This is a genomic window from Lutimaribacter pacificus, assembly GCF_900142185.1.
Taxonomy (GTDB): Bacteria; Pseudomonadota; Alphaproteobacteria; order Rhodobacterales; family Rhodobacteraceae; genus Lutimaribacter; species Lutimaribacter pacificus.
In genome coordinates this window covers 408,980-427,772 of sequence record NZ_FQZZ01000002.1, presented here as the reverse complement: position 1 = coordinate 427,772, position 18,793 = coordinate 408,980, and the positions used below count along the sequence as shown (strand labels likewise).

Below are 18,793 nucleotides of genomic sequence, written 5' to 3'. Positions count from 1 at the left end.
GGGATCGGGATGCGCGCGACCCTTTTGAGGACGAACCGGAACTACCGGATGCTGTTTTCGGCAAGCTCGGTCTCCAACCTGGGGGACGGGATCTCGATGGTCGCGCTGCCCTGGCTGGCGACGCTGCTGACGCATGATCCGCTGCTGATCTCGGCGGTGGCCACGGCGCAGCGGCTGCCCTGGCTGCTTTTCGCGCTGCCGGCGGGCGTCTGGACGGACCGGGTCGACCGCCGGCTTCTGATGCTGCGCGCCGACCTGGTGCGCATGGGCCTGATGCTGTGCACCGTCGGCATGGTCTTTTCGATGACCGCGCTGCCGGTGCCGGAGGGCGGCGGGGCCGGGGCGATCCTGTCGCTGGTGCTGATCGCCTTCCTGTTCGGATCGGCAGAGGTGATCCGCGACAATGCCGCCCAGACGGTGCTGCCCTCGATCGTTGCGCCGGGAGACCTGGAGCAGGCGAACGGCCAGATGTGGAGCGCCGAGCAGGTCACCGGGCAATTCGTCGGCCCGCCGCTGGCGGGGGTGCTGATCGCCTATTCGGTCGCCCTGCCCTTCGGGGTCGATGCCTCGGTCTATGCGCTGTCGGCCGCGCTGATCTGGATGATCGCCCTGCCGCCGAAAAAGGCGCAGGCGGGTGGCCGTTTCCGGGCGGCGCTGCTGGAGGGCATGGGATGGATGCGGCGAAATCCGGCGATCCTGCGCCTTGCGGTCATGCTGGGGGCGATCAACGCGGTGTTCGTCGGCGGCATGACGATCCTGGTGCTTTACGCGCAGGAAATCCTTGGCCTGTCCGCCGCCGGGTACGGCCTACTGCTGACGGTCGGGGCGACGGGGGGTGTGCTGGGCGGGCTGGCATCGCCATGGATCGCGCGGCGCATCGGGATGCGGGCCAGCCTGATCGCGGCGCTGGGTGTTTTCGCGCTGGTCCATGCGCTTCTGGCGCTGTCCGGTTCGGTGATCCTGGCCGGGCTGGCGCTGTTCCTGGAGGCGGCGGCGGGGATGCTGTGGAACGTGGTGACGGTAAGTTACCGGCAACGGCTGATCCCCGACGCGCTGCTTGGGCGGGTCAATTCCGTCTATCGCTTTTTCGGCTGGGGGGCGATGCCCTTTGGCGCGCTTGGCGCGGGGGCGCTGGTGGCCGGGCTGGAGCCGACGATCGGGCGCGAGGCGGCGCTGCATGCGCCCTATGCGGTCGGGGCGCTGGCCTGCCTGGGGCTGCTTGGCTATGGCCTTGGGCGGCTGCGGTTCGGCCCGGTACCGTGACGCCACGCCGCCCCGTTATTCGACCCGGATCGCCGCGCGGGCGGCGCGGCCCTGCGCGTCGATCACCGACAGGGTAAGATAGCCCACGCCGGGGGGCGGCAGCGTGATCTCGCGCCCGTGCTGCCGGATGGCGACCGGCATGCCGTTGGCCAGCACGGTGAACGGCGCGGCCCCGTCGCGCAGTTTCAGCACCAGCGGCAGCCCGCCCAGATCGAGCCGCGCACCATCGGGCGGGAAGGCCAGTTTCGGCGCGTCGGGCGCGGGGGCGAAGCTGGCGTTGCGCGGGCGAAACTGTTGCAGCGGCGGCGGCAGCCGGTCGGTCGGGACAAGCAGCGTATCGGCGGGGGGCGGCGGCAGCGGATCGGGCCGCGATTTGAGCCGCGAGAAGGCGCGGAACAGCAGGGGCGCGGCGATCTCGCCGCCGAAGGCGCCGGGAACCGGGGTGCCGTCGGCGCGGCCCATCCAGACACCGATCACGTGCCGCCCGTCGAACCCCACCGCCCAGGCGTCGCGGTGCCCGTAGGAGGTGCCGGTCTTGTAGGCCAGCCGCAGCGCCGGGCTGCCGGGCGGCGGGGCGAGGCCCGACAGGATATCGCCCACCGACCATGCCGCGCGCGCGCTGATCAGCCTGCGCGGGGGCTGCGCTGGGCCGTGGCTGTGCAGCGGGACCGCCCGGCCGCCATTGCCCAGCCCGGCGTAAAGCTGCACCAGGTCGTGCAGCGTCAGCCCGAGGCCGCCCAGCGCCACGGCCAGCCCCGGTTTGCCGCCGGGGATCACCGGGGTCGCGCCCGCGCCTTCGATGGCGGCCAGCAGGCGCGCGGGGCCCAGCGCGTCGGTCAGCGCGACGGCGGGAATGTTGAGCGACAGGCGCAGCGCCTCGGCCACGGTCAGCTCGCCCCGGAACGCGCCGTCGAAATTCTGCGGCGCGTAGCCGCCGAAATCGGTGGCGCGGTCGGCAATCAGGGTTTGCGGATGGGCAAGGCCCTGGTCGAAGGCCAGCGCGTAGACCAGCGGTTTGAGCGTCGAGCCGGGCGAGCGCAGCGCCCGTGTCATATCGACAAAGCCCTGCCTGCGGCCGGGCGCGTAATCGGGCGAGCCTATTGCGGCGAGGATCTCGCCGTTGCGGTGATCGGCGGCAAGGATCGCCACGGAGAGGTGCGGCGGGCGGCCGCGCAGGGCGCCCTGCGCCAGATCCTCGAACGCGGATTGCAGGCGGGCATCGAGCGTGACGTCGTGGCGTTGCCGGGCGGGATCGGCCAGCCGCAGCCGGTCGCCCAGGTGCGGCGCCAGCATCGGGAAGGGGCGGCGCAGGGTGGGCACGGGTTCGGAGCGCGCCGCGGCAGCAGTGTCGGGCGACAGGATGCCGGCCCGTTCCATCCGCGCCAGCACCCGGTCGCGCGCGGCGCGGGCGGCGGGATGGGCGCGGTCGGGGCGGCGGGTTTCGGGCGATTGCGGCAGGGCGACCAGCAGCGCGGCCTGCGCGGGCGTCAGGCGGCCGGGTTCCTTGCCGAACCACGACAGCGTGGCGGCGCGCACCCCTTCGAGATTGCCGCCGAAGGGCGCCAGCGTCAGGTAGAGCGACAGTATCCGGTCCTTGGGCAGCCGCCGCTCGAGCGCCAGCGCGACGCGCATCTGCCGCAGCTTGCCCTGCCAGCGGCCGGTGCCGGTGCCCTCGAGCAGCCGCGCCACCTGCATCGTCAGGGTCGAGCCGCCCGACACCACCCGCCCGTGCCACGCCGCCTGCGCCGCGGCGCGCAAAAGCGCGCGCGGGTCGATCCCGGCATGGGTGGCAAAGCGCCGGTCCTCATAGGCGATCAGCATGGCAAGATAGGCCGGGTCGACCTGCGCGGGCTGCGCGCCCAGCCGCCAGCGCCCGTCCGCGACCGGGTAGGCGCGCAAAAGCGTGCCGTTGCGGTCGCGGATCTCCACCGACTGCGCCACCGGCAGCAGCGGCAGGCGGGTGGCGTCGATCCAGGCGTCGGCGGCATCGCGCGCGGCGGCGGCGCCCAGCAGCAGCGCCACCGCGAGGAACAGGAGGCGGCCCGCGCGCCGCATGGCGGGGCCTTAGCCCCCGATCCGCACCTCGCCCGTGTCGGTGCGGGCGCGGTATTGCGGGCGGTACATGTCCTCGACCGTGGCGGCGGGGTGATGGTAGCGGCCGGGGCTGATCGCGCGGACGATATAGGCCAGCGTAAAGGGCGCGTCCGAGCGCCAGTCGACCGCGGCGAGGAAACGGTCGGCGCGGAACTCGGTATATTGCGCCTCGGGCGGGTCGAGCCAGTCGAGCGCGCGGATATCGCCCGAGCGCAGCAGGTTGGGGTTGTCGATCTCGAACCCGGCGGGCAGCGGGTCGTTCACCATCAGCCGCGCGCCGATGTCCTGGAAGGGCGTGACGCGCAGCACGGCGACCATGCGGGTGCCCGCCGCCACCTGCGTGGGGTCGATGGCGGCACCGTCGAGGTCGTAATAGCTGCGTTCGATACCATAGCCGTAGCCGCCCGCCGGGGCGGGCTGGCGCGGCACGCCGATGGTGCTGAGGGTCACCCGCGTCGGCGCATCGGCGGTGTTCGACAGTGCGATGCCCCCGGTCAGGTCGTCGCCGAACCGGCGCAGCAGCGGGCCCTGCAGGGCGGTGCCGTTCAGCGTCAGGCCGGTAGCGGCGGGATCGTCCACCAGCGCGCGGGCGGCCATCAGGGTCCAGGCGGCCTCTTGCGTGGACATCTGCGCGGTGCGCGTGCCGATATGGGCGATCAGCGCGGGGCGGTCGATGGCGGTGCTTCCGGCCTCGGCCGCGAGCGCCAGAACGCCCGCGGCGTCGCGCAGGTCGGTGCCGTAGTCGATGCGCCATTCGGGGGCGGAGGGCGTGGCCAGCCGCGGGGCGAGCTTGCGCGCGGCCACGGCGAACATCGCGTCGGCGCGGGCCTGGTCGCCATAGGCGGCCAGCGCGGCGGCAAGCTGGGCCGCGGCAAGGGGCGTGGCGAAGCTGTCGGCCTTTTCGTCGGCGTAATAGCGCAGGTCGCCCATGGCCGCCGCGCCTTCGCGTGCCAGCACCAGCAGGGCATAGGCCAGCGCCTCGCCGCCGCTGTCGAAATCGGCGGCATAGTTGACGCGGTTGCGCAGGTTGTCGAGCGCCATGCGGAAGGCACGGTCGGGCACCTCCTGCCCCTGCGCGCGGGCGCGCGAGAGGAAATCGGTGACATAGGCATCGAGCCAGAAATCCCCGTCCCCGGCCCGCCAGAGGCCGAAGCCGCCGCCGGGCGCCTGCCGGGTCAGGATGCGGTCGACGGCCTGCGCGATGCGGGTGCGGATGCGGGCGGTATCGCCCAGCCCCAGCGGCTCGGCCACCGAGGAGAGGTAGAGCAGCGGCAGCGCCTGGCTGGCCACCTGTTCGGTGCAGCCATAGGGGTAGCGATCGAGCTGCGTCAGCAGGTCCGGCACGTCGAGCGTGGCCAGCGGCCCGGCGGACAGCACCGCCTGCCCGGTGCCCGCGCGGAAACCGGCCAGCATGTCGGCGTCGAAGCTGAGCGTCTGGCCGGGATCGAGCGTGATCTGCCGCGTTTCGGACACGGCCGGATCGTTGGCGCGCACCGCCAGCGTCAGCGCCTTGGTCAGTTGCCGGCCGTCCGGTGTGGTCAGCGCGACGCGCAGGGTATGATCGCCCGCCTCGCCCGCGGTGAGCGGGATCGACAGGGTCTGCTTGCCCTGCGGCTCCAGCGTGACGCCCGAGGGGATCGCGGCGGCGTCGAGGCTGACGCCCTGCGCTGTCACGTCCAGCCCCATCCGGCCCGCCGGGCCGCTGGCATGGACGATTTCGAGCAGCAGGCGGCTTTCGTCCCCCGGCGCAAGAAAGCGCGGCAGGCTGGCGGTGACGACCACCGGGTCGGCCACCAGCACGTCGGCCTGCGCCTGCCCCACCGCGCGCGGGGTCCAGGCGATCGCCATCAGCCGCACGGTGCCGTTGAAATCGGGCAGGTCGAAGGCGATCCCGGCCCGGCCATCGGCATCCACGGTGACGGGGCCTGTGAAGAAGGCGACCAGTTCCCCGGTCGGGGGCGGGCTTTGCATCTGCATCGCGTTACCCGCGTCGCCGCCCGAGCGGACCTGGCCCAGCGCGCCGTTCAGCCCGTCGATCAGCCGGCCATAGACATCGCGGATCTCGACCCCGAGGCGGCGCTGGCCGAAATAATGCCCGCCGGGATCCGGGGCCTGGAACCCGGTGAGGTTCAGGATACCCAGGTCGACGGCGGCAAGGGTGACATGGGCGGTATCGCCCGCGGCCACGCCATCCACCTGCACGGTGGCCGAAAGCGGCCCGCGCGGATCGGCGCGGGCGGGCGCGTCGATGGCGACCGACAGCAGCCTGTCGCCGGGATCGACGGAGGCATGGGCCAGCCCCAGCGCGCGGGCGGGGTTGCGGCCCGCCCCGGCATCCATCGGGCGGATCGCCTGTGCAGCGACATAGACGCCGGCACCCCATTCCTGTGTCACGGGCAGATCGACGAGGTTTTCGCCCTCGGACAGATCCACCATCTGCATGGCGATCACGCGGTTGGACATCACGGTGACCAGCGCCTTGCCCGGCGCGCGCGGCACCACCCGCAGCCGCGCGGTATCGCCCGCGCGATAGGCAGGACGGTCGAGCGACACCGCCAGCATGTCGGGCGTGGTCGCGGGGTTGGCGGGCGCATACCAGCCGGCGTGGAAATCGACCGACGAAGCGGTGTAGGCGGCGCCGGTGGATTCGACCACAAGCTCGTACCGGCCCCAGTCGACCGGGGCCGAGACCGTGACCGGATCGGCACCCAGCGTGGCAGAGCCCTGCGCCACGCGGCTGCGGGTCGTCACCGGCTCCCAGTTCCAGTCGCCGTTTTGCGAATACCACTGGTAGCGCGTTTCGACGCGGTTCAGCACCCAGTCCACCGGCAGCGCGGGCGTGGTGGCGATCAGTGCGAATTCGGCGCTGGCGCCTTCATCGAGCACCTCGTCGAAGGCCGGGCGGATGCCGATCAGCGCGCCCCTTGCGGCAAGGTCGCGGGCGATCTGCCGTTCGACCGGGCGGCCCGATCCTTCGGTCACGCGGAGGGTCAGCCGCGCCTCGGACGGGCCGGAATAGTCGCCGGTATCGGGGAATTGCAGCGGCAGGGTGGCGCGGCCCTGCGCATCGGTGCGCGTGCTGTCGAGCGTCGCGGCCCGGCCGCGGAACGGATCGTCGTAGCGCCCGAACAGATAGCCGGGATGCGCCGCAAGGCGACGGGCGGGCAGCAGGCGCAGGGTGCCCTCGACCCCCAGGTCGGCGCCGGGCGCCCCGAAAAGATAGCGCGCATCGACGGTGACGGCGGGCGCGGTTCCGGGGTCGAGCGGGCCGTCGGGCAGGGACAGGTCGAAATCAATACGCTCGGGCAGAAAATCCTCGACCAGCAGGTCGGTGGCGGCCAGCGCGGGGGCGTCCGGGTCGGCGCGCAGTTCAAGCCGCCAGGTGCCGCGCGGGGCGGTTTCGCCCACCGGCAGGGCGAAGACATGCCCGCCCGCCACGTCGCCGGTGCCGAGCGTGCGGGAATATTCCACCCCGTCGGGCCGGGTCAGGATCGCGGTGAGCGGCAGGCCGGTGATCGCCTGCGCCTGCCCGTCGCGGGCCAGCGCGGTGGCGTGGATCACCTCGCCCGCGCGATAGGCGCCGCGATCGGTGGCAAGGAACAGATCGACGGGCGGCGCGGCCTCGCGCCCCTCGACCCCGCGATCGGAGAGGTCGAAGGCCGGATCGGTCAGCGACAGGAAGGCCATGTCGTCCTGCCCGTCGCGCACGGTGACCAGCGCGGGCTCGGCCCCGCCGGTGCCGCGCGTCAGCCCGGCGGGAAAGAGCGCGTGCCCCGCCGCATCGGTTTCCGCCGTGCCCAGCACGCGGTTGGCGCGCGACAGCAGGCTGACCGTCACGCCGGCGCGCGGTTCGGCATCGCCAAGGCCGCGCACCATCACGTGCAGCCCGTCCACGCCGGACAGCGTGGTCAGCCCCAGGTCGGACAGCACGAACCATTGCGCCGCGCCGGGATCGTCGTAACCGTCGACGCCGGGCACCGAGGCGACCAGCGCATAAAGCCCCGGCGCCATGCCGGCGACGATATCGCCCATCGGCAGGCGGGTCGTCATGTCGGTGTTGAGCCGGTTTTCGACCTGGCCCTGACCGCGCCAGACCTCTTGCCCCACATCGCCGGTAAATTCGCGGCGCTGCCATTGCGACAGGCGGCCGCCGAAAAAGCCCTGCTGCATCGCGCGCAGCAGGTTGCGGTCGTCGACCCGGTGCAGCACCAGGTCGAGCGTGTCGAGGTTGACCGTCTGCACCGGCAGCGCCACCCCCGCGCCGCGCGGCAGCACGTAGGCGCGGCCCGGGAACACGACCGAGGGCGCACGGTCGCGCACGTAAAGGCGCAGGGGCACGTCCCTGGTCAGCGCCTCGCCCACGGCGTCGGGCAGGCCGGCACGGAAGGTCAGGCTGTACCGCTGGCCGTGGTCCAGCCCTTCGACGCAGAGGTCGCGGCCCTCGGCGCGCACGGCCATGGTGGGGCTGGGCAGGCGCACGTAATCGGCGTAATCGACGCCGCCGCGCGCCAGCGGTTCGGAGAACTCCGCGCAGATGCGGGGCGCGGCCAGGTCGCTTTCGACCCGGTTGCCGGTAATGCGAAAGCCGTATTTGCCGATGGCGTCGTCCAGCAGATCGGCCAGATCGTCGCGCGGCCGGATCGACTGGGCCAGCCGCAGCGCCGGGATCATGTCGCGCCCGCGGTTGTTCGCCTCGAGCGCGCGGGCGAGGATGGCCAGCGCGTTCACCTGTTCGGGGCCGTTGCCCGCGCGCAGATAGGCGTTGACCGCGGCGGGCAGCGCGCGCTGGCGATAGGCCGGAGAGTTGTTTTCCGGCTGCGCCAGAAGGCCCAGCCGGGCGTATTCGGCCCAGAGCGGGCTGCTGTCCTCATGCGCGAGGGCGCCGCCGGTCCAGCGCAGGGCGTTCAGGTGATCGCCCGCGGCGCGGCGGTCCTGCGCGGCGTCGTTCAGCTGTTGCAGGGTGAACTGCCCCGACGGGTGCATCCGGCCGATACCGGCGGCCAGCTCGCGCGCCTGCGTCAGCGCGCGGTCGCCCAGATAGGCCAGGTCGGCGGCGCGCTGCGCGGCGCGCGTGGTGACCCCGGCCGGGGTCCCGCGCCGTTCGGCGGACCATGCGCCCGCGTAGGGCTGGCGCGAATCGATGGCCGATTTCGGGAAACAGGCGTTCGACCGGGTGTTGAAGGTGAAGGCGGTGCAGCGCGCATCGGCGCGGCAGGCGCGTTCGCAGGCCTCGTAGCTGGTGTCGAACAGCGCCTGCAGGTCGGCGCCGTAGAAATCCACGTCGCGCGTCACGACGAATCGTTCGCCGGGCACGAAGGCCCGGTCCTGCGCCATCGCGGCCAGCGGCAGAAGGGTCAGGACAAGAACGGACAGGCGGGCGGCGATGTGGCGCATGGCGGGACTCCTTGGCAATGCGCCCATCGTGGCAGGGCGCCCGAGTCGTGGCAACGCCCCAGGCCCGCCTCCCTTAACGTCATCTTTATCAGGTTTGCGGACTCTGCGGCCGATCCCCCGTTTCAGGGGCCTTGTCGGAGAGCGGGCATGAGCCTTGCCAACAAACTGGCCGAAGAACGGCGCGCGCGGCTGGCTGCCGAACGGCTGCTGGAGCTGAAGCAGGCCGAGCTTTTCACCGCCAACCGCAAGCTGGGCCAGCACGCAAGGAACCTGTCGGAGGAGATCACCGAGACCCGCGCGCAGGTCGCAACCTACCGGGACGAGAACCAGCGGGTGAAATCGGACCTGTCGCAGGCCCGCCGGCAGATCGAGATCGCCGAGCGGCGGTTGTGGCTGTCGATCGAGACGATCCGCGACGGGTTCGCCTTTTTCGATGCCGACGACCGGATGATCGCGGCCAACAACGCCTATATCGATTTCTTCGACGGGCTGGAGGAGGTGCGCCCCGGCGTCACCTATCCCCGCCTTCTGCAACTGCTGACCGAAGAGGGGATCGTCAATATCGGCGACATGGCCCCGGCGGAATGGCGCGCGATGATGATGGAGCGCTGGCAATCGCCCGCGCCCCGGCCCTTTGTCATGCGCAGCTATGCCGACAAGTATATCCGGCTGGTCGACCAGCGCGGCCATGGCGGCGACGTGGTCAGCCTGGCGCTGAACATCACCGCCACCGTGCGCCACGAGGCCGAGCTGCGCGAGGCGCGCAAGGTGGCCGAGGCGGCGAGCCGGGCGAAATCGGCCTTCCTGGCCAATATGAGCCACGAGATACGCACCCCGATGAACGGCGTTGTGGGCATGGCGGACCTGCTGGCCGACACCGCGCTGACCGGGGAACAGGCGCTTTATGTCGACACCATCCGCAACTCGGGCGCGGCGCTGCTGGGAATCATCAACGACGTGCTGGATTATTCCAAGATCGAGGCCGAGAAACTGACCCTGAACCCCGAGCCGTTCGACCTGGAACGCTGCATCCGCGAGCTTGCGATGCTGCTGCAGCCGGGCGCGCGCGACAAGGGGCTGGATATCGTGGTGGATTACGATCTTTTCCTGCCCACCATGTTCACCGGCGATCAGGGCCGCATCCGGCAGGTGCTGACGAACCTGATGGGTAACGCGGTGAAATTCACCGCGCAGGGTCACGTTCTGGTGCGGGTGACGGGCGTGACCGGCGAGGAGGGCGATTGCCAGTTGCACATCACGGTCGAGGATACCGGCATCGGCATTCCGCCCGACAAGATCGAGCACGTGTTCGGCGAGTTCAACCAGGTCGACAGCGAAACCAACCGCCGGTTCGAGGGCACCGGGCTGGGGCTGGCGATCTCGCGCCGGCTGATCGGGCTGATGGGCGGCACGATCTGGGCGGAAAGCGAGGAAGGCCACGGCGCGGCCTTCGGGTTCCGCATCGTGCTGCCGGTGGCCGGGGCGCGGCCCGGCACGCCCGCCCCTGCGCCGGGCCGCGCGATGCGCATCCTTGCGGCCGAGGACAACCGGACCAACCGGCTGGTCTTTCGCAAGATGGTGCAGGGGCTGGATATCGAGCTGGAATTCGCCGCCAACGGGAGCGAGGCGGTCGCGGCCTTCGACAGGTTCGCGCCCGACCTGATCTTCATGGATATCTCGATGCCGGGGATGGACGGCAAGGCCGCCACCGCCGAAATCCGCAGACGGCAAAAGGCCCATGTTCCGATCGTCGCCATGACCGCCCACGCGATGACCGGCGACCGCGAGGGGATACTGGAGGCCGGGCTGGACGATTACCTGACCAAGCCGCTGCGCAAGGCCGGGATATGGGAGGCGATTGCCGCCCATTGCCCCGCCGGCGTGCGCGACCCCGGCGCCCGGCTGCCGCAGGCGGTCAGCGCGTGAGCCGACAGCAGGATGGTCAGGCGGCCTGTTCCGCGGCCTCGGCGCTGCGGAGGAAAACCGGCCGGTCCTTTTCTTCGGACATGTCGGGCCGGTAGCTGTAGCCGCCAATGTCGAAATCGCGCAGGGCGGCGGGATCGGTCAGGCGGTTTTCCATCACGAAACGCGCCATCGCGCCGCGCGCCCGCTTGGCATAGAAGCTGACGATCTTGGGGCCGCCGGGCTTGTCCTCCATGAAGACGGGGGTGATGACCGGCAGGGCCAGCGCCGCGCGGTCGACCGCGCCGAAATATTCCTGGCTGGCGCAGTTCACCAGCGCCTTTGCGCCCACCGCCGCGGCGCGTTCGTTGATCGCCCTTGCGATCCGGTCGCCCCAGTAATCATAGAGCGATGTGCCGCGGCCGGTTTTCAGGCGGCTGCCCATTTCCAGCCGGTAGGGTTCGATCGCGTCGAAGGGCCGCAGGATGCCGTAAAGCCCCGACAGGATGCCGAAATGATCCTGCGCCCAGCGCAGCGCGTCGGCATCCAGCGTCGCGGCCTCGAACCCCTGGTAGGTGTCGCCGGCAAAGGCGAACACGGCGGGCTTGGTCTCCATCCCGCCGAAATCGCGGAACCGGCCGGCGTTCAGCTTTGCCAGGGATTCGCTGATATGCATCAGCTTTTGCAGATCGCCCACCGACAGCTCGCGCGCCACCTGCGCGAGATCGCGCGCGGCGTCGGAAAATTCGGGCTCGGTGGCGGCAACCCCGGCAACCGGCGACATGTCGAGTTTCTTGGCAGGCGATACGACGACGAACATGGTTTCCCCCGTGAGTGTCGGTGTTGCGGATGTCTTAATCGGCCATGCGCAGGACGTCCAGAAAGGCGGGGCCGAAACGCTCGGCCCGGCGGTCGCCGAGGATGCGGGTCAGCGCCTGTTCGTCGCCGGGACGCGCCTGCGCCAGCTTTGCCAGTTGCGAGGAGGAACAGGAAATCGGCTTGTCCGTCCCGTCGGGGCCGCGGATCAGGTCGGCCTGCACGGCGAGCAGCCGGTCATAGACGCTGCCGGCATCGCGCCCGGCCAGCTTCATGCGCGCGGGGTGCATGTCCTCGGCCGCGCCGGTGATGATTTCAAGGAAGGCCGCGCCGTAACTGTCGAGCTTTTTCGCCCCCACCCCGTTGATCCGCGCCATCTGGTCCAGGTTGGCGGGGCGCTTTTCCGCCATTTCGATCAGGGTGCGGTCGTTGAAGATCATGTAGGCGGGCAGGCTGGCGGCCTCGGCCAGCGCGCGGCGTTTCGCCTTGAGCGCGGAAAGCAGCGGCGCGTCCTCGTCGCTGACCAGCGCGCGCACGGCGGGGCGGCGTTCGGGTTTTGCCACGCTGTCGCTGCGCAGGGTGATCGCCTGCTGGTCGCGCAGGATCGGCAGGGCGGCGTCGGTCATCGTCAGCGCGCCGTGGCGGTCGGGGTTGGGGCGGATCAGGTCGTGGCCCATCATCTGCCGGAAGATCGCCTGCCATTGCGGGCGGCTGAATTCCTGACCCACACCGAAGGTCGGCAGGCGGTCATGGCCCTTTTCGCGCACCTTGTCGGTCAGGTTGCCGGTCAGGATGTCGATCAGGTGGCCGGCGCCGAACCATTCCTCGGTGCGCAGGATCGCCGACAGCGCCTTGCGCACGGCCTGCGTGCCGTCGAAGGTTTCGGGCGCCTGATCGCAGAGGTCGCAATGGCCGCAGGGCGCGGCCTCTTCGCCGAAATAGCCCAGCAGGGTCTGGCGCCGGCAGCCCAAGGCCTCGGCCAGCCCCAGCAGCGCGTTGAGCCGCGCGTGATCGGCCATGCGGCGTTCGGGGGGCGCAAGCCCCTCGTCGATCTGGGACCGGCGCAGGCGGATGTCGTCGGGGCCGAACAGGGTCAGCGTTTCGGCCGGGGCGCCATCGCGGCCGGCGCGGCCGATTTCCTGGTAATACGCCTCGATCGACTTGGGCAGGTCGGCATGGGCGACCCAGCGGATATCGGGCTTGTCCACACCCATGCCGAAGGCGACGGTGGCCACGACGATCAGCCCGTCCTCGCGCGAGAAACGGCTTTCGACCGTGCGGCGGTCGCCCGGCTCCATCCCGCCGTGATAGGCGCAGGCGTTATGCCCGGCATCCGCCAGGGCGGCGGCCAGCGTTTCGGTCTTGGCGCGGGTGCCGCAATAGACGATGCCCGACTGCCCCTTGCGCGCGGCGGCGAAGGACAGGATCTGCTGGCGTGGGCCGTTCTTGGCGGCAAAGGCAAGGTGGATGTTGGGCCGGTCGAACCCGCGCAGGAAACTGCGGGGCGGCTGCCCGTCGAAGAGGCGCGTCACGATCTCGTCGCGGGTTTCGGCATCGGCGGTGGCGGTGAAGGCGGCCAGCGGCACGCCCAGCGCGCGGCGCAGTTCCCCGATGCGCAGGTAGTCGGGGCGGAAATCATGGCCCCACTGGCTGACGCAATGCGCCTCGTCCACGGCGATCAGCGACACGCCGATCCGCCGCAGCATCCCCGGCGCGGAGCCGGCGGCCAGCCGTTCCGGCGCGATGTAAAGCAGTTTCAGCCGCCCCTCGGACAGCGCCTGCCAGACGGCATCGGTTTCCTCGTCGGTATTGCCCGAGGTCAGTGCCCCGGCTTCGACCCCGGCCTCGCGCAGGGCGCGGACCTGATCGCGCATCAGCGCGATCAGCGGCGAGATCACCACGGTCACGCCGTCGCGCATCAGGGCGGGCAGCTGGAAACACAGGGATTTGCCGCCGCCCGTGGGCATGATGGCCAGCACGTTTTCGCCCTGCGCGACGGCCTGAACGATCTCTTCCTGCCCGGGGCGGAAGGCGTCGAAGCCGAATACGTCGCGCAAAAGGCCGCTGGCCGCTGTCATGGGGCACCCTGCAAGATTGATCTATATCTGCTCTTGCATGAGGTATCACACACCAAGATTTGGTGAATCAAGGGCGTTTCGGCCCAGACTGCGCGGCAATCCAGGCCCGCGGTGCGCGCTTCAGCGCAGCAGCAGTTCCGGCAGGATGTAGTCGCGCAGCGAGATGATGATGATGAACAGCACCAGCGGCGCAAGGTCGAGCGGCCGCGTGTCGGGCAGGATGCGGCGGATGGGGGTGTAGATCGGCTCCAGCAGGCGGTTGAGGCCATACCAGACCTGCGCCACGAATTGCTGGTTGAGGTTCAGCACCTGGAAATTGATCAGCCAGCTCATGATGATATGGGCCAGCAGGATGAAGAACATCACGTTCAGGATCAGGGCCAGCGGGCCGTAAATCGCCATCATTTGCGCAAAACCTTTCTTTCGTCGCGCAAGAGGTAAGCGCAGAGCCCCCGAAGGGCAAGGGTTGCCGCACCGTCGCGCTTGACCTTCGGGGCGTGGCGCGGCACCCCGGCCCGAAACGACGGGAGGGTCCGATGTATCCGTTTCTCCGCCTTGCCACGCAGGTCATTCGCGCGCGGCGCCTGCCCCGGCTGCCGCTGGACGGGGTGCATGTGTCGCATCACATGTGCCTGCCCTGGGATCTGGACCCGTTCCTGGAGCTGAATAACGGGCGGGCGCTGACGCTCTATGATCTGGGGCGGCTGCCGCTGGCCTTTCGGGTCGGGCTGGTGCAGGCGTTGCGGGACAACCGCTGGGGCCTGACCATGGCCGGGGCCTGCGTGCGCTATCGCCGGCGGGTGCGGCTGTTCGAACGGATCGAGATGCGCAGCCGCGCGCTGTGCTGGGACGGGCGGTTCATCTATCTTGAGCAATCCATGTGGCGGCGTGACGGGCAATGCGCGGGCCATATCCTGTATCGCGCGGCGGTGACGGATACGGCCGGTATCGTGGGCACCGACCGGGTGCTGGCGGCGCTCGGCCATCCGGGCGAAACCCGCCCGATCCCCGACTGGGTGACGAAATGGATCGCGGCCGAAGAGGCCCGCCCCTGGCCCCCGATGCAGGACTGACCGACCAAGGATTGTCTTGCCAGCGTCATGGTTTGGCTGTCTTATCCCCGCACGAAGGACAGGGGGACGACCGGGCATGACGGCACCATCGCAACGCAAGCGCATCTGGGGCTGGTATTTCTTCGACTGGGCCAGCCAGCCCTATAACACGTTGCTGATCACCTTCATCTTCGCGCCCTATGTCAAGGAACTGATCGGCGACGGGGCGGCGGCGCAATCGGCCTGGGGGTTCGGCATCGGGGCGGCGGGGTTCGTGATCGCCATACTGGCGCCGATCCTGGGCGCGCTGTCGGACCTGTCGGGCAACCGGCTGCGCTGGATCTGGTTCTTTTCGCTGCTTTACGTGGTCGGCGCCTATTGCCTGTGGTGGGCGGTGCCGGGGGATTTCAACCTCTACCTGATCCTGTTTTCCTTTGCGGTCGGCATGATCGGGATGGAATTCGCCACGATCTTCACCAACTCGATGCTGCCAGATCTTGGCCCGAAGGATCAGATCGGGCGGATCTCGGGCAATGGATGGGCCTTCGGCTATGCCGGGGGGCTGGTGGCGCTGGTGATCATGCTGCTTTTGCTGGCCGAAAGCGCCGAGACCGGCAAAACCTTTATCGGGCTGGACCCGATCCTTGGGCTGGATGCCGCCGCGCGCGAGGGCACGCGCGCGGTGGGGCCGCTGACGGCGATCTGGTATGCGGTGTTCATGATCCCGTTCTTCCTGTGGGTGCGCGACCCGAAACCGACCCGCCCGCCAAAGGGTGCCCTGAAAAAGGCACTGGGCGAGGTGGTGGAGACCGTGCGCGGGCTGCCCGCGAAACCGTCGCTTTTCGCCTATCTTGGCAGTTCGATGTTCTATCGGGACGCGCTGAACGGGATGTATGTGTTCGGCGGCATCTACGCGGCGGGCGTGCTGGGCTGGTCGGTGGTGGATACCGGCATCTTCGGCATCATCGCGATCATCACCGGCGCGGTATTCGCCATGATCGGCGGGCGGGCCGACCAGACGTTCGGGCCCAAGCCGGTGATCACCTCCTGCATCCTCGTGCTGAGTTTCGTGGCGATCTCGATCGTGTTCATCTCGCGCGACAGTGTTTACGGCATCGTGGTCGGGCCGGGTTCGTCCCTGCCGGACATCGCGTTCTACGTGATGGGCGCGCTGATCGGCGCGGCGGGCGGCGTGATTCAGGCGGCAAGCCGGACGATGATGGTGCGGCAGGCCGATCCCGAGCGCATGGCCGAGGCGTTCGGCCTGTATGCGCTGGCGGGCAAGGCGACCTCGTTTCTGGCGCCCACCGCCATCGGCATCGCCACCGCGCTGACCGGCAGCCAGCAATTGGGCGTGACCCCGCTGATCGCCCTTTTCCTGATCGGGCTGATCCTGCTACGCTGGGTGAAACCGGAAGGAGATCACGGCACATGGTCCGACACGCAGCCCTTGCAGCCCTCTGCCTGACGCTGGCCGCCTGCGGTGGCCGCAGTTCCGACGACGGCAACGCCGAGGCGCCGCCGCGCGTCTCGACCCAGCAGGCCATTCCCGCCGCGATGCAGGGGGTTGAGGCCAGGCAGCTGTTCGGCGCGGCGCCGCGCGGGTCGTCGCAGGCGTCCGAGCCCTTTGGCGGATATGCCAAGGGTTGTCTTGCCGGGGGGGCGCAACTGCCCGAGACCGGGCCGACATGGCAGGCCATGCGGCTGAGCCGGAACCGCAACTGGGGCCATCCCGACACCGTCGGGTTCATCCGCGACCTGTCGGCGAAGGCGGCGCAGCAGCCGGGGTGGAACGGGCTTTATGTCGGGGATATCAGCCAGCCGCGCGGCGGGCCGATGCTGACCGGGCACCGCAGCCACCAGATCGGCATGGATATCGACATCTGGATGCGCCCCGCCGACCGGCTGAACCTGAGCCGGGGCGAGCGGGAAAGCATGTCCTCGATCTCGATGCGGCGGGCGAACGGGGCCTATGTGAACGACAAATGGACCCGCGCCCATCACGAGATCATCAAGGCCGCGGCGAAAGACCCGCGCGTGGCGCGTATCTTTGTCTTTCCGGGCGCCAAGGTGCAGATGTGCGCCGATGAGACCGGCGACCGGAGCTGGCTGCGCAAGGTGCGGCCGTGGTGGGGGCATCATTATCATTTCCACGTGCGGCTGAACTGCCCCAGGGGTGCGCGCGGTTGCGTCAGCCAGGACCCGCCGCCAGCCGGGGACGGCTGCGCCGATGCGCGCCAGTGGCAGCGTAACATCCTGAACCCGCCGCCGCCCGACCCCGACGCGCCCAAACCCAGGCCCCGCCGCGAATACACGCTGGCCGATCTGCCCAATCAATGCGTCTCGGTCCTGCGCGCGCCCTGATCGCGGCGCTTGCGACGCTTGGCGCAACGGCGGCACTGGCAGAGGGGCTGCCGGCGCGGTTCCTGTCGCAATTCACGTGGGCTGCCGGGGTGGACGGGTTCGGCGGGCTGTCGGGGATCGAGTTGTCCGATGACGGGTTGTCGCTGACCGCGATTTCCGACCGGGGGCTGATCGTGACCGCCGGGCTGACCCGCGAGGGCGACCGGATCACCGGCGCCAGCCTGACCGGCATGGACGAGATCGCCACCCGCGCGGGCGGGCGCCTGCCCGACGACACAAGGGACGCCGAGGGGCTGGCCATCGGCACGGACGGAACGATCTATGTCAGCTACGAGGGCACGCCGATGATCGCCCGCCTGCCGCCCGACCCCGCGCAAAGCGGCGTGCTGCCGCTGCACCCGGAATTGCAGGCGGTGCAGCACAATTCGGGGATGGAGGCGCTGGCCATCGACGATCAGGGCCGGCTTTATACCCTGCCGGAACGGTCGGGCGCATATGACCGGCCCTTCCCGGTCTGGATGTTCGCCGCGCCGCGCTGGCAGATGGTGGCGCGGCTGACCCGCGATGCCGATTACCTGCCGGTGGGCGCGGATTTCGGGCCGGACGGGTGGCTTTACATACTGGAGCGCGGGTTCAACGGCATCGGGTTCCGCAGCCGCGTGCGCCGTATCCGCCCGCTGGAGGGCGGCATACAGGCGGGCGAGGTTCTGCTGACCTCGGCCATACTGGCGCATGACAACCTCGAAGGTATTTCCGTCTGGCGCGACGGGCAGGGGCGGGTCCGGCTGACGATGATCTCGGACGACAATTTCCGCCGGCTGCAGCGCACCGAGATCGTGGAATACGTGATCGACAAACCCTTGCAATAAGGGCGCACAGGGCGTAAACGCGGCGCGTCCTGCCGGTGGCGGGGCCAAGTCTCCGCAACCTTGTAAAAACGGATCACAGATATGACCCGCACCCATCTTCCCGGCATTCTTGTCATGGCCGCCATCGTCGTGGCCTCGAACATCCTTGTGCAGTTCCTGTTCGGCCAGTGGCTGACCTGGGGCGCGTTCACCTATCCGCTGGCCTTTCTCGTCACCGACGTGATGAACCGCGTCTACGGCGTGCGGGCCGCGCGCCGGGTGGTGGCCGCCGGGTTCGTGGTGGGCGTGATCTGTTCCCTGATCGGCACGCAGATCATGCTGCAGGGCGACGGCTATACCTACCCCGCCGTGACGCTGCGCATCGCCATCGGATCGGGGCTGGCGTTCCTGACCGCGCAACTGATGGACATCGCCGTGTTCGACCGGCTGCGCGAAGGGCGCTGGTGGCGCGCGCCGCTGGCCTCGACCCTGGTGGGGTCGTCGCTGGATACCGCGCTGTTCTTTACCATCGCGTTCTCCGCCGCGCTGACCTGGCTGGAGCCGGGCAACGACGTAAGCTGGGCGGGCGAGGCGCTGCCGCTGCTGGGCGTCGGGCCGATGGTGCCCTTGTGGGTGTCGCTGGCGGTGGCCGACTGGCTGGTGAAACTGTCGCTTGCTATTTTGGCACTTGTGCCCTTCCGCATCATCGTGGGGGCACTTATCCCGCGCACCACATGATTTTGTTTTGACATACCCGATTTCTGTGGCAGGCTGGCCTTACGGTTCAACAGCAGAAAGGAGGTGCTCTAGTGTCTAATGGGATAATGGAGAAAGGTGTCGGAACAGTTCGGGGGGCGCGTGTCTGAGGCAGCCCTTGGGCGCGAAAAACCCGAATTGGTGGTAACCTAACCAACACCACCTCCGAATTCTGTGGGGGCCGTCCGAACCGTTTGGACGGCCCTTTTCGCTGGCTGGCTGTCAC

12 protein-coding genes are annotated in these 18,793 nt (G+C 69.7%); 7 read left to right on the top strand and 5 right to left on the bottom strand.

Translation table 11 applies throughout. The features are described from left to right. The first annotated feature begins 9 nt into the window (after positions 1-9). Positions 10-1,263, top strand: coding sequence for an MFS transporter (locus F3H87_RS08080; protein ID WP_149788070.1), 1,254 nt, complete (start codon positions 10-12; stop codon positions 1,261-1,263). Between the two features lie 15 nt (positions 1,264-1,278). Here the strand turns inward: F3H87_RS08080 and pbpC are convergent, their stop codons facing one another. Together pbpC and F3H87_RS08070 are read right to left on the bottom strand one after the other, a co-directional pair. Beyond that, positions 1,279-3,318, bottom strand: coding sequence for a penicillin-binding protein 1C (pbpC, locus tag F3H87_RS08075; RefSeq protein ID WP_149788069.1), 2,040 nt, complete (start codon positions 3,316-3,318; stop codon positions 1,279-1,281). Between the two features lie 9 nt (positions 3,319-3,327). Beyond that, positions 3,328-8,751, bottom strand: coding sequence for an alpha-2-macroglobulin family protein (locus tag F3H87_RS08070; protein WP_149788068.1), 5,424 nt, complete (start codon positions 8,749-8,751; stop codon positions 3,328-3,330). 147 nt (positions 8,752-8,898) lie between these two features. Between F3H87_RS08070 and F3H87_RS08065 the strand changes: the two genes are divergently transcribed. Continuing rightward, entirely contained in the window at positions 8,899-10,677 is a 1,779-nt protein-coding gene (locus F3H87_RS08065) for an ATP-binding protein (RefSeq protein ID WP_149788067.1), read from the top strand. Between the two features lie 16 nt (positions 10,678-10,693). On the opposite strand, the gene yaaA is transcribed toward F3H87_RS08065, so the two are convergent. The 3 genes from yaaA to F3H87_RS08050 all read right to left on the bottom strand — a co-directional run bounded on the left by yaaA (position 10,694) and on the right by F3H87_RS08050 (position 13,952). Continuing rightward, positions 10,694-11,473, bottom strand: a complete 780-nt coding sequence (gene yaaA / locus F3H87_RS08060; RefSeq protein ID WP_149788066.1) for a peroxide stress protein YaaA — start codon at positions 11,471-11,473, stop codon at positions 10,694-10,696. Between the two features lie 34 nt (positions 11,474-11,507). Then, positions 11,508-13,547: a DNA helicase RecQ gene (gene recQ / locus F3H87_RS08055; protein WP_149788065.1), complete on the bottom strand. Its 2,040-nt coding sequence runs from the start codon at positions 13,545-13,547 to the stop codon at positions 11,508-11,510. A 120-nt stretch (positions 13,548-13,667) separates the two neighbouring features. Then, positions 13,668-13,952 (bottom strand): YggT family protein, encoded by a 285-nt coding sequence (locus tag F3H87_RS08050; protein ID WP_149788064.1) that lies wholly within the window; start codon positions 13,950-13,952, stop codon positions 13,668-13,670. Positions 13,953-14,083: 131 nt separating this feature from the next. Between F3H87_RS08050 and F3H87_RS08045 the strand changes: the two genes are divergently transcribed. The 5 genes from F3H87_RS08045 (at position 14,084) to F3H87_RS08025 (ending at position 18,549) form a co-directional block, all read left to right on the top strand. After that, a complete protein-coding gene (locus tag F3H87_RS08045) occupies positions 14,084-14,620 on the top strand; it encodes an acyl-CoA thioesterase (RefSeq protein ID WP_149788063.1) in 537 nt (178 codons plus the stop codon). Between the two features lie 76 nt (positions 14,621-14,696). Continuing rightward, on the top strand, positions 14,697-16,067 hold the full coding sequence (locus F3H87_RS08040; protein ID WP_149788062.1) for an MFS transporter: 1,371 nt from the start codon (positions 14,697-14,699) through the stop codon (positions 16,065-16,067). After that, positions 16,031-16,963 carry a penicillin-insensitive murein endopeptidase gene (gene mepA, locus F3H87_RS08035; RefSeq protein WP_149788061.1) on the top strand — a complete coding sequence of 311 codons (933 nt, stop codon included), beginning with the start codon at positions 16,031-16,033 and terminating at the stop codon, positions 16,961-16,963. The genes F3H87_RS08040 and mepA overlap by 37 nt, the downstream gene beginning before the upstream one ends. Then, positions 16,936-17,832, top strand: coding sequence for an esterase-like activity of phytase family protein (locus F3H87_RS08030; protein WP_149788060.1), 897 nt, complete (start codon positions 16,936-16,938; stop codon positions 17,830-17,832). Before mepA ends, F3H87_RS08030 begins: the two co-directional genes overlap by 28 nt. Positions 17,833-17,913: 81 nt before the next feature. Beyond that, positions 17,914-18,549 (top strand): queuosine precursor transporter, encoded by a 636-nt coding sequence (locus F3H87_RS08025; protein ID WP_149788059.1) that lies wholly within the window; start codon positions 17,914-17,916, stop codon positions 18,547-18,549. Positions 18,550-18,793: the final 244 nt, after the last annotated feature.

Excerpts from the sequence above, each read along its gene's own strand:
- F3H87_RS08045 (WP_149788063.1), top strand. The coding sequence starts at position 14,084 with ATGTATCCGTTTCTCCGCCTTGCCACGCAGGTCATTCGCGCGCGGCGC.
- F3H87_RS08030 (WP_149788060.1), top strand. The coding sequence starts at position 16,936 with ATGCGTCTCGGTCCTGCGCGCGCCCTGATCGCGGCGCTTGCGACGCTT.
- recQ (WP_149788065.1), bottom strand. The coding sequence starts at position 13,547 with ATGACAGCGGCCAGCGGCCTTTTGCGCGACGTATTCGGCTTCGACGCC.
- F3H87_RS08070 (WP_149788068.1), bottom strand. The coding sequence starts at position 8,751 with ATGCGCCACATCGCCGCCCGCCTGTCCGTTCTTGTCCTGACCCTTCTG.
- F3H87_RS08080 (WP_149788070.1), top strand. The coding sequence starts at position 10 with ATGCGCGCGACCCTTTTGAGGACGAACCGGAACTACCGGATGCTGTTT.
- mepA (WP_149788061.1), top strand. The coding sequence starts at position 16,031 with ATGGTCCGACACGCAGCCCTTGCAGCCCTCTGCCTGACGCTGGCCGCC.
- yaaA (WP_149788066.1), bottom strand. The coding sequence starts at position 11,473 with ATGTTCGTCGTCGTATCGCCTGCCAAGAAACTCGACATGTCGCCGGTT.
- F3H87_RS08025 (WP_149788059.1), top strand. The coding sequence starts at position 17,914 with ATGACCCGCACCCATCTTCCCGGCATTCTTGTCATGGCCGCCATCGTC.
- F3H87_RS08040 (WP_149788062.1), top strand. The coding sequence starts at position 14,697 with ATGACGGCACCATCGCAACGCAAGCGCATCTGGGGCTGGTATTTCTTC.
- F3H87_RS08065 (WP_149788067.1), top strand. The coding sequence starts at position 8,899 with ATGAGCCTTGCCAACAAACTGGCCGAAGAACGGCGCGCGCGGCTGGCT.
- F3H87_RS08050 (WP_149788064.1), bottom strand. The coding sequence starts at position 13,952 with ATGATGGCGATTTACGGCCCGCTGGCCCTGATCCTGAACGTGATGTTC.
- pbpC (WP_149788069.1), bottom strand. The coding sequence starts at position 3,318 with ATGCGGCGCGCGGGCCGCCTCCTGTTCCTCGCGGTGGCGCTGCTGCTG.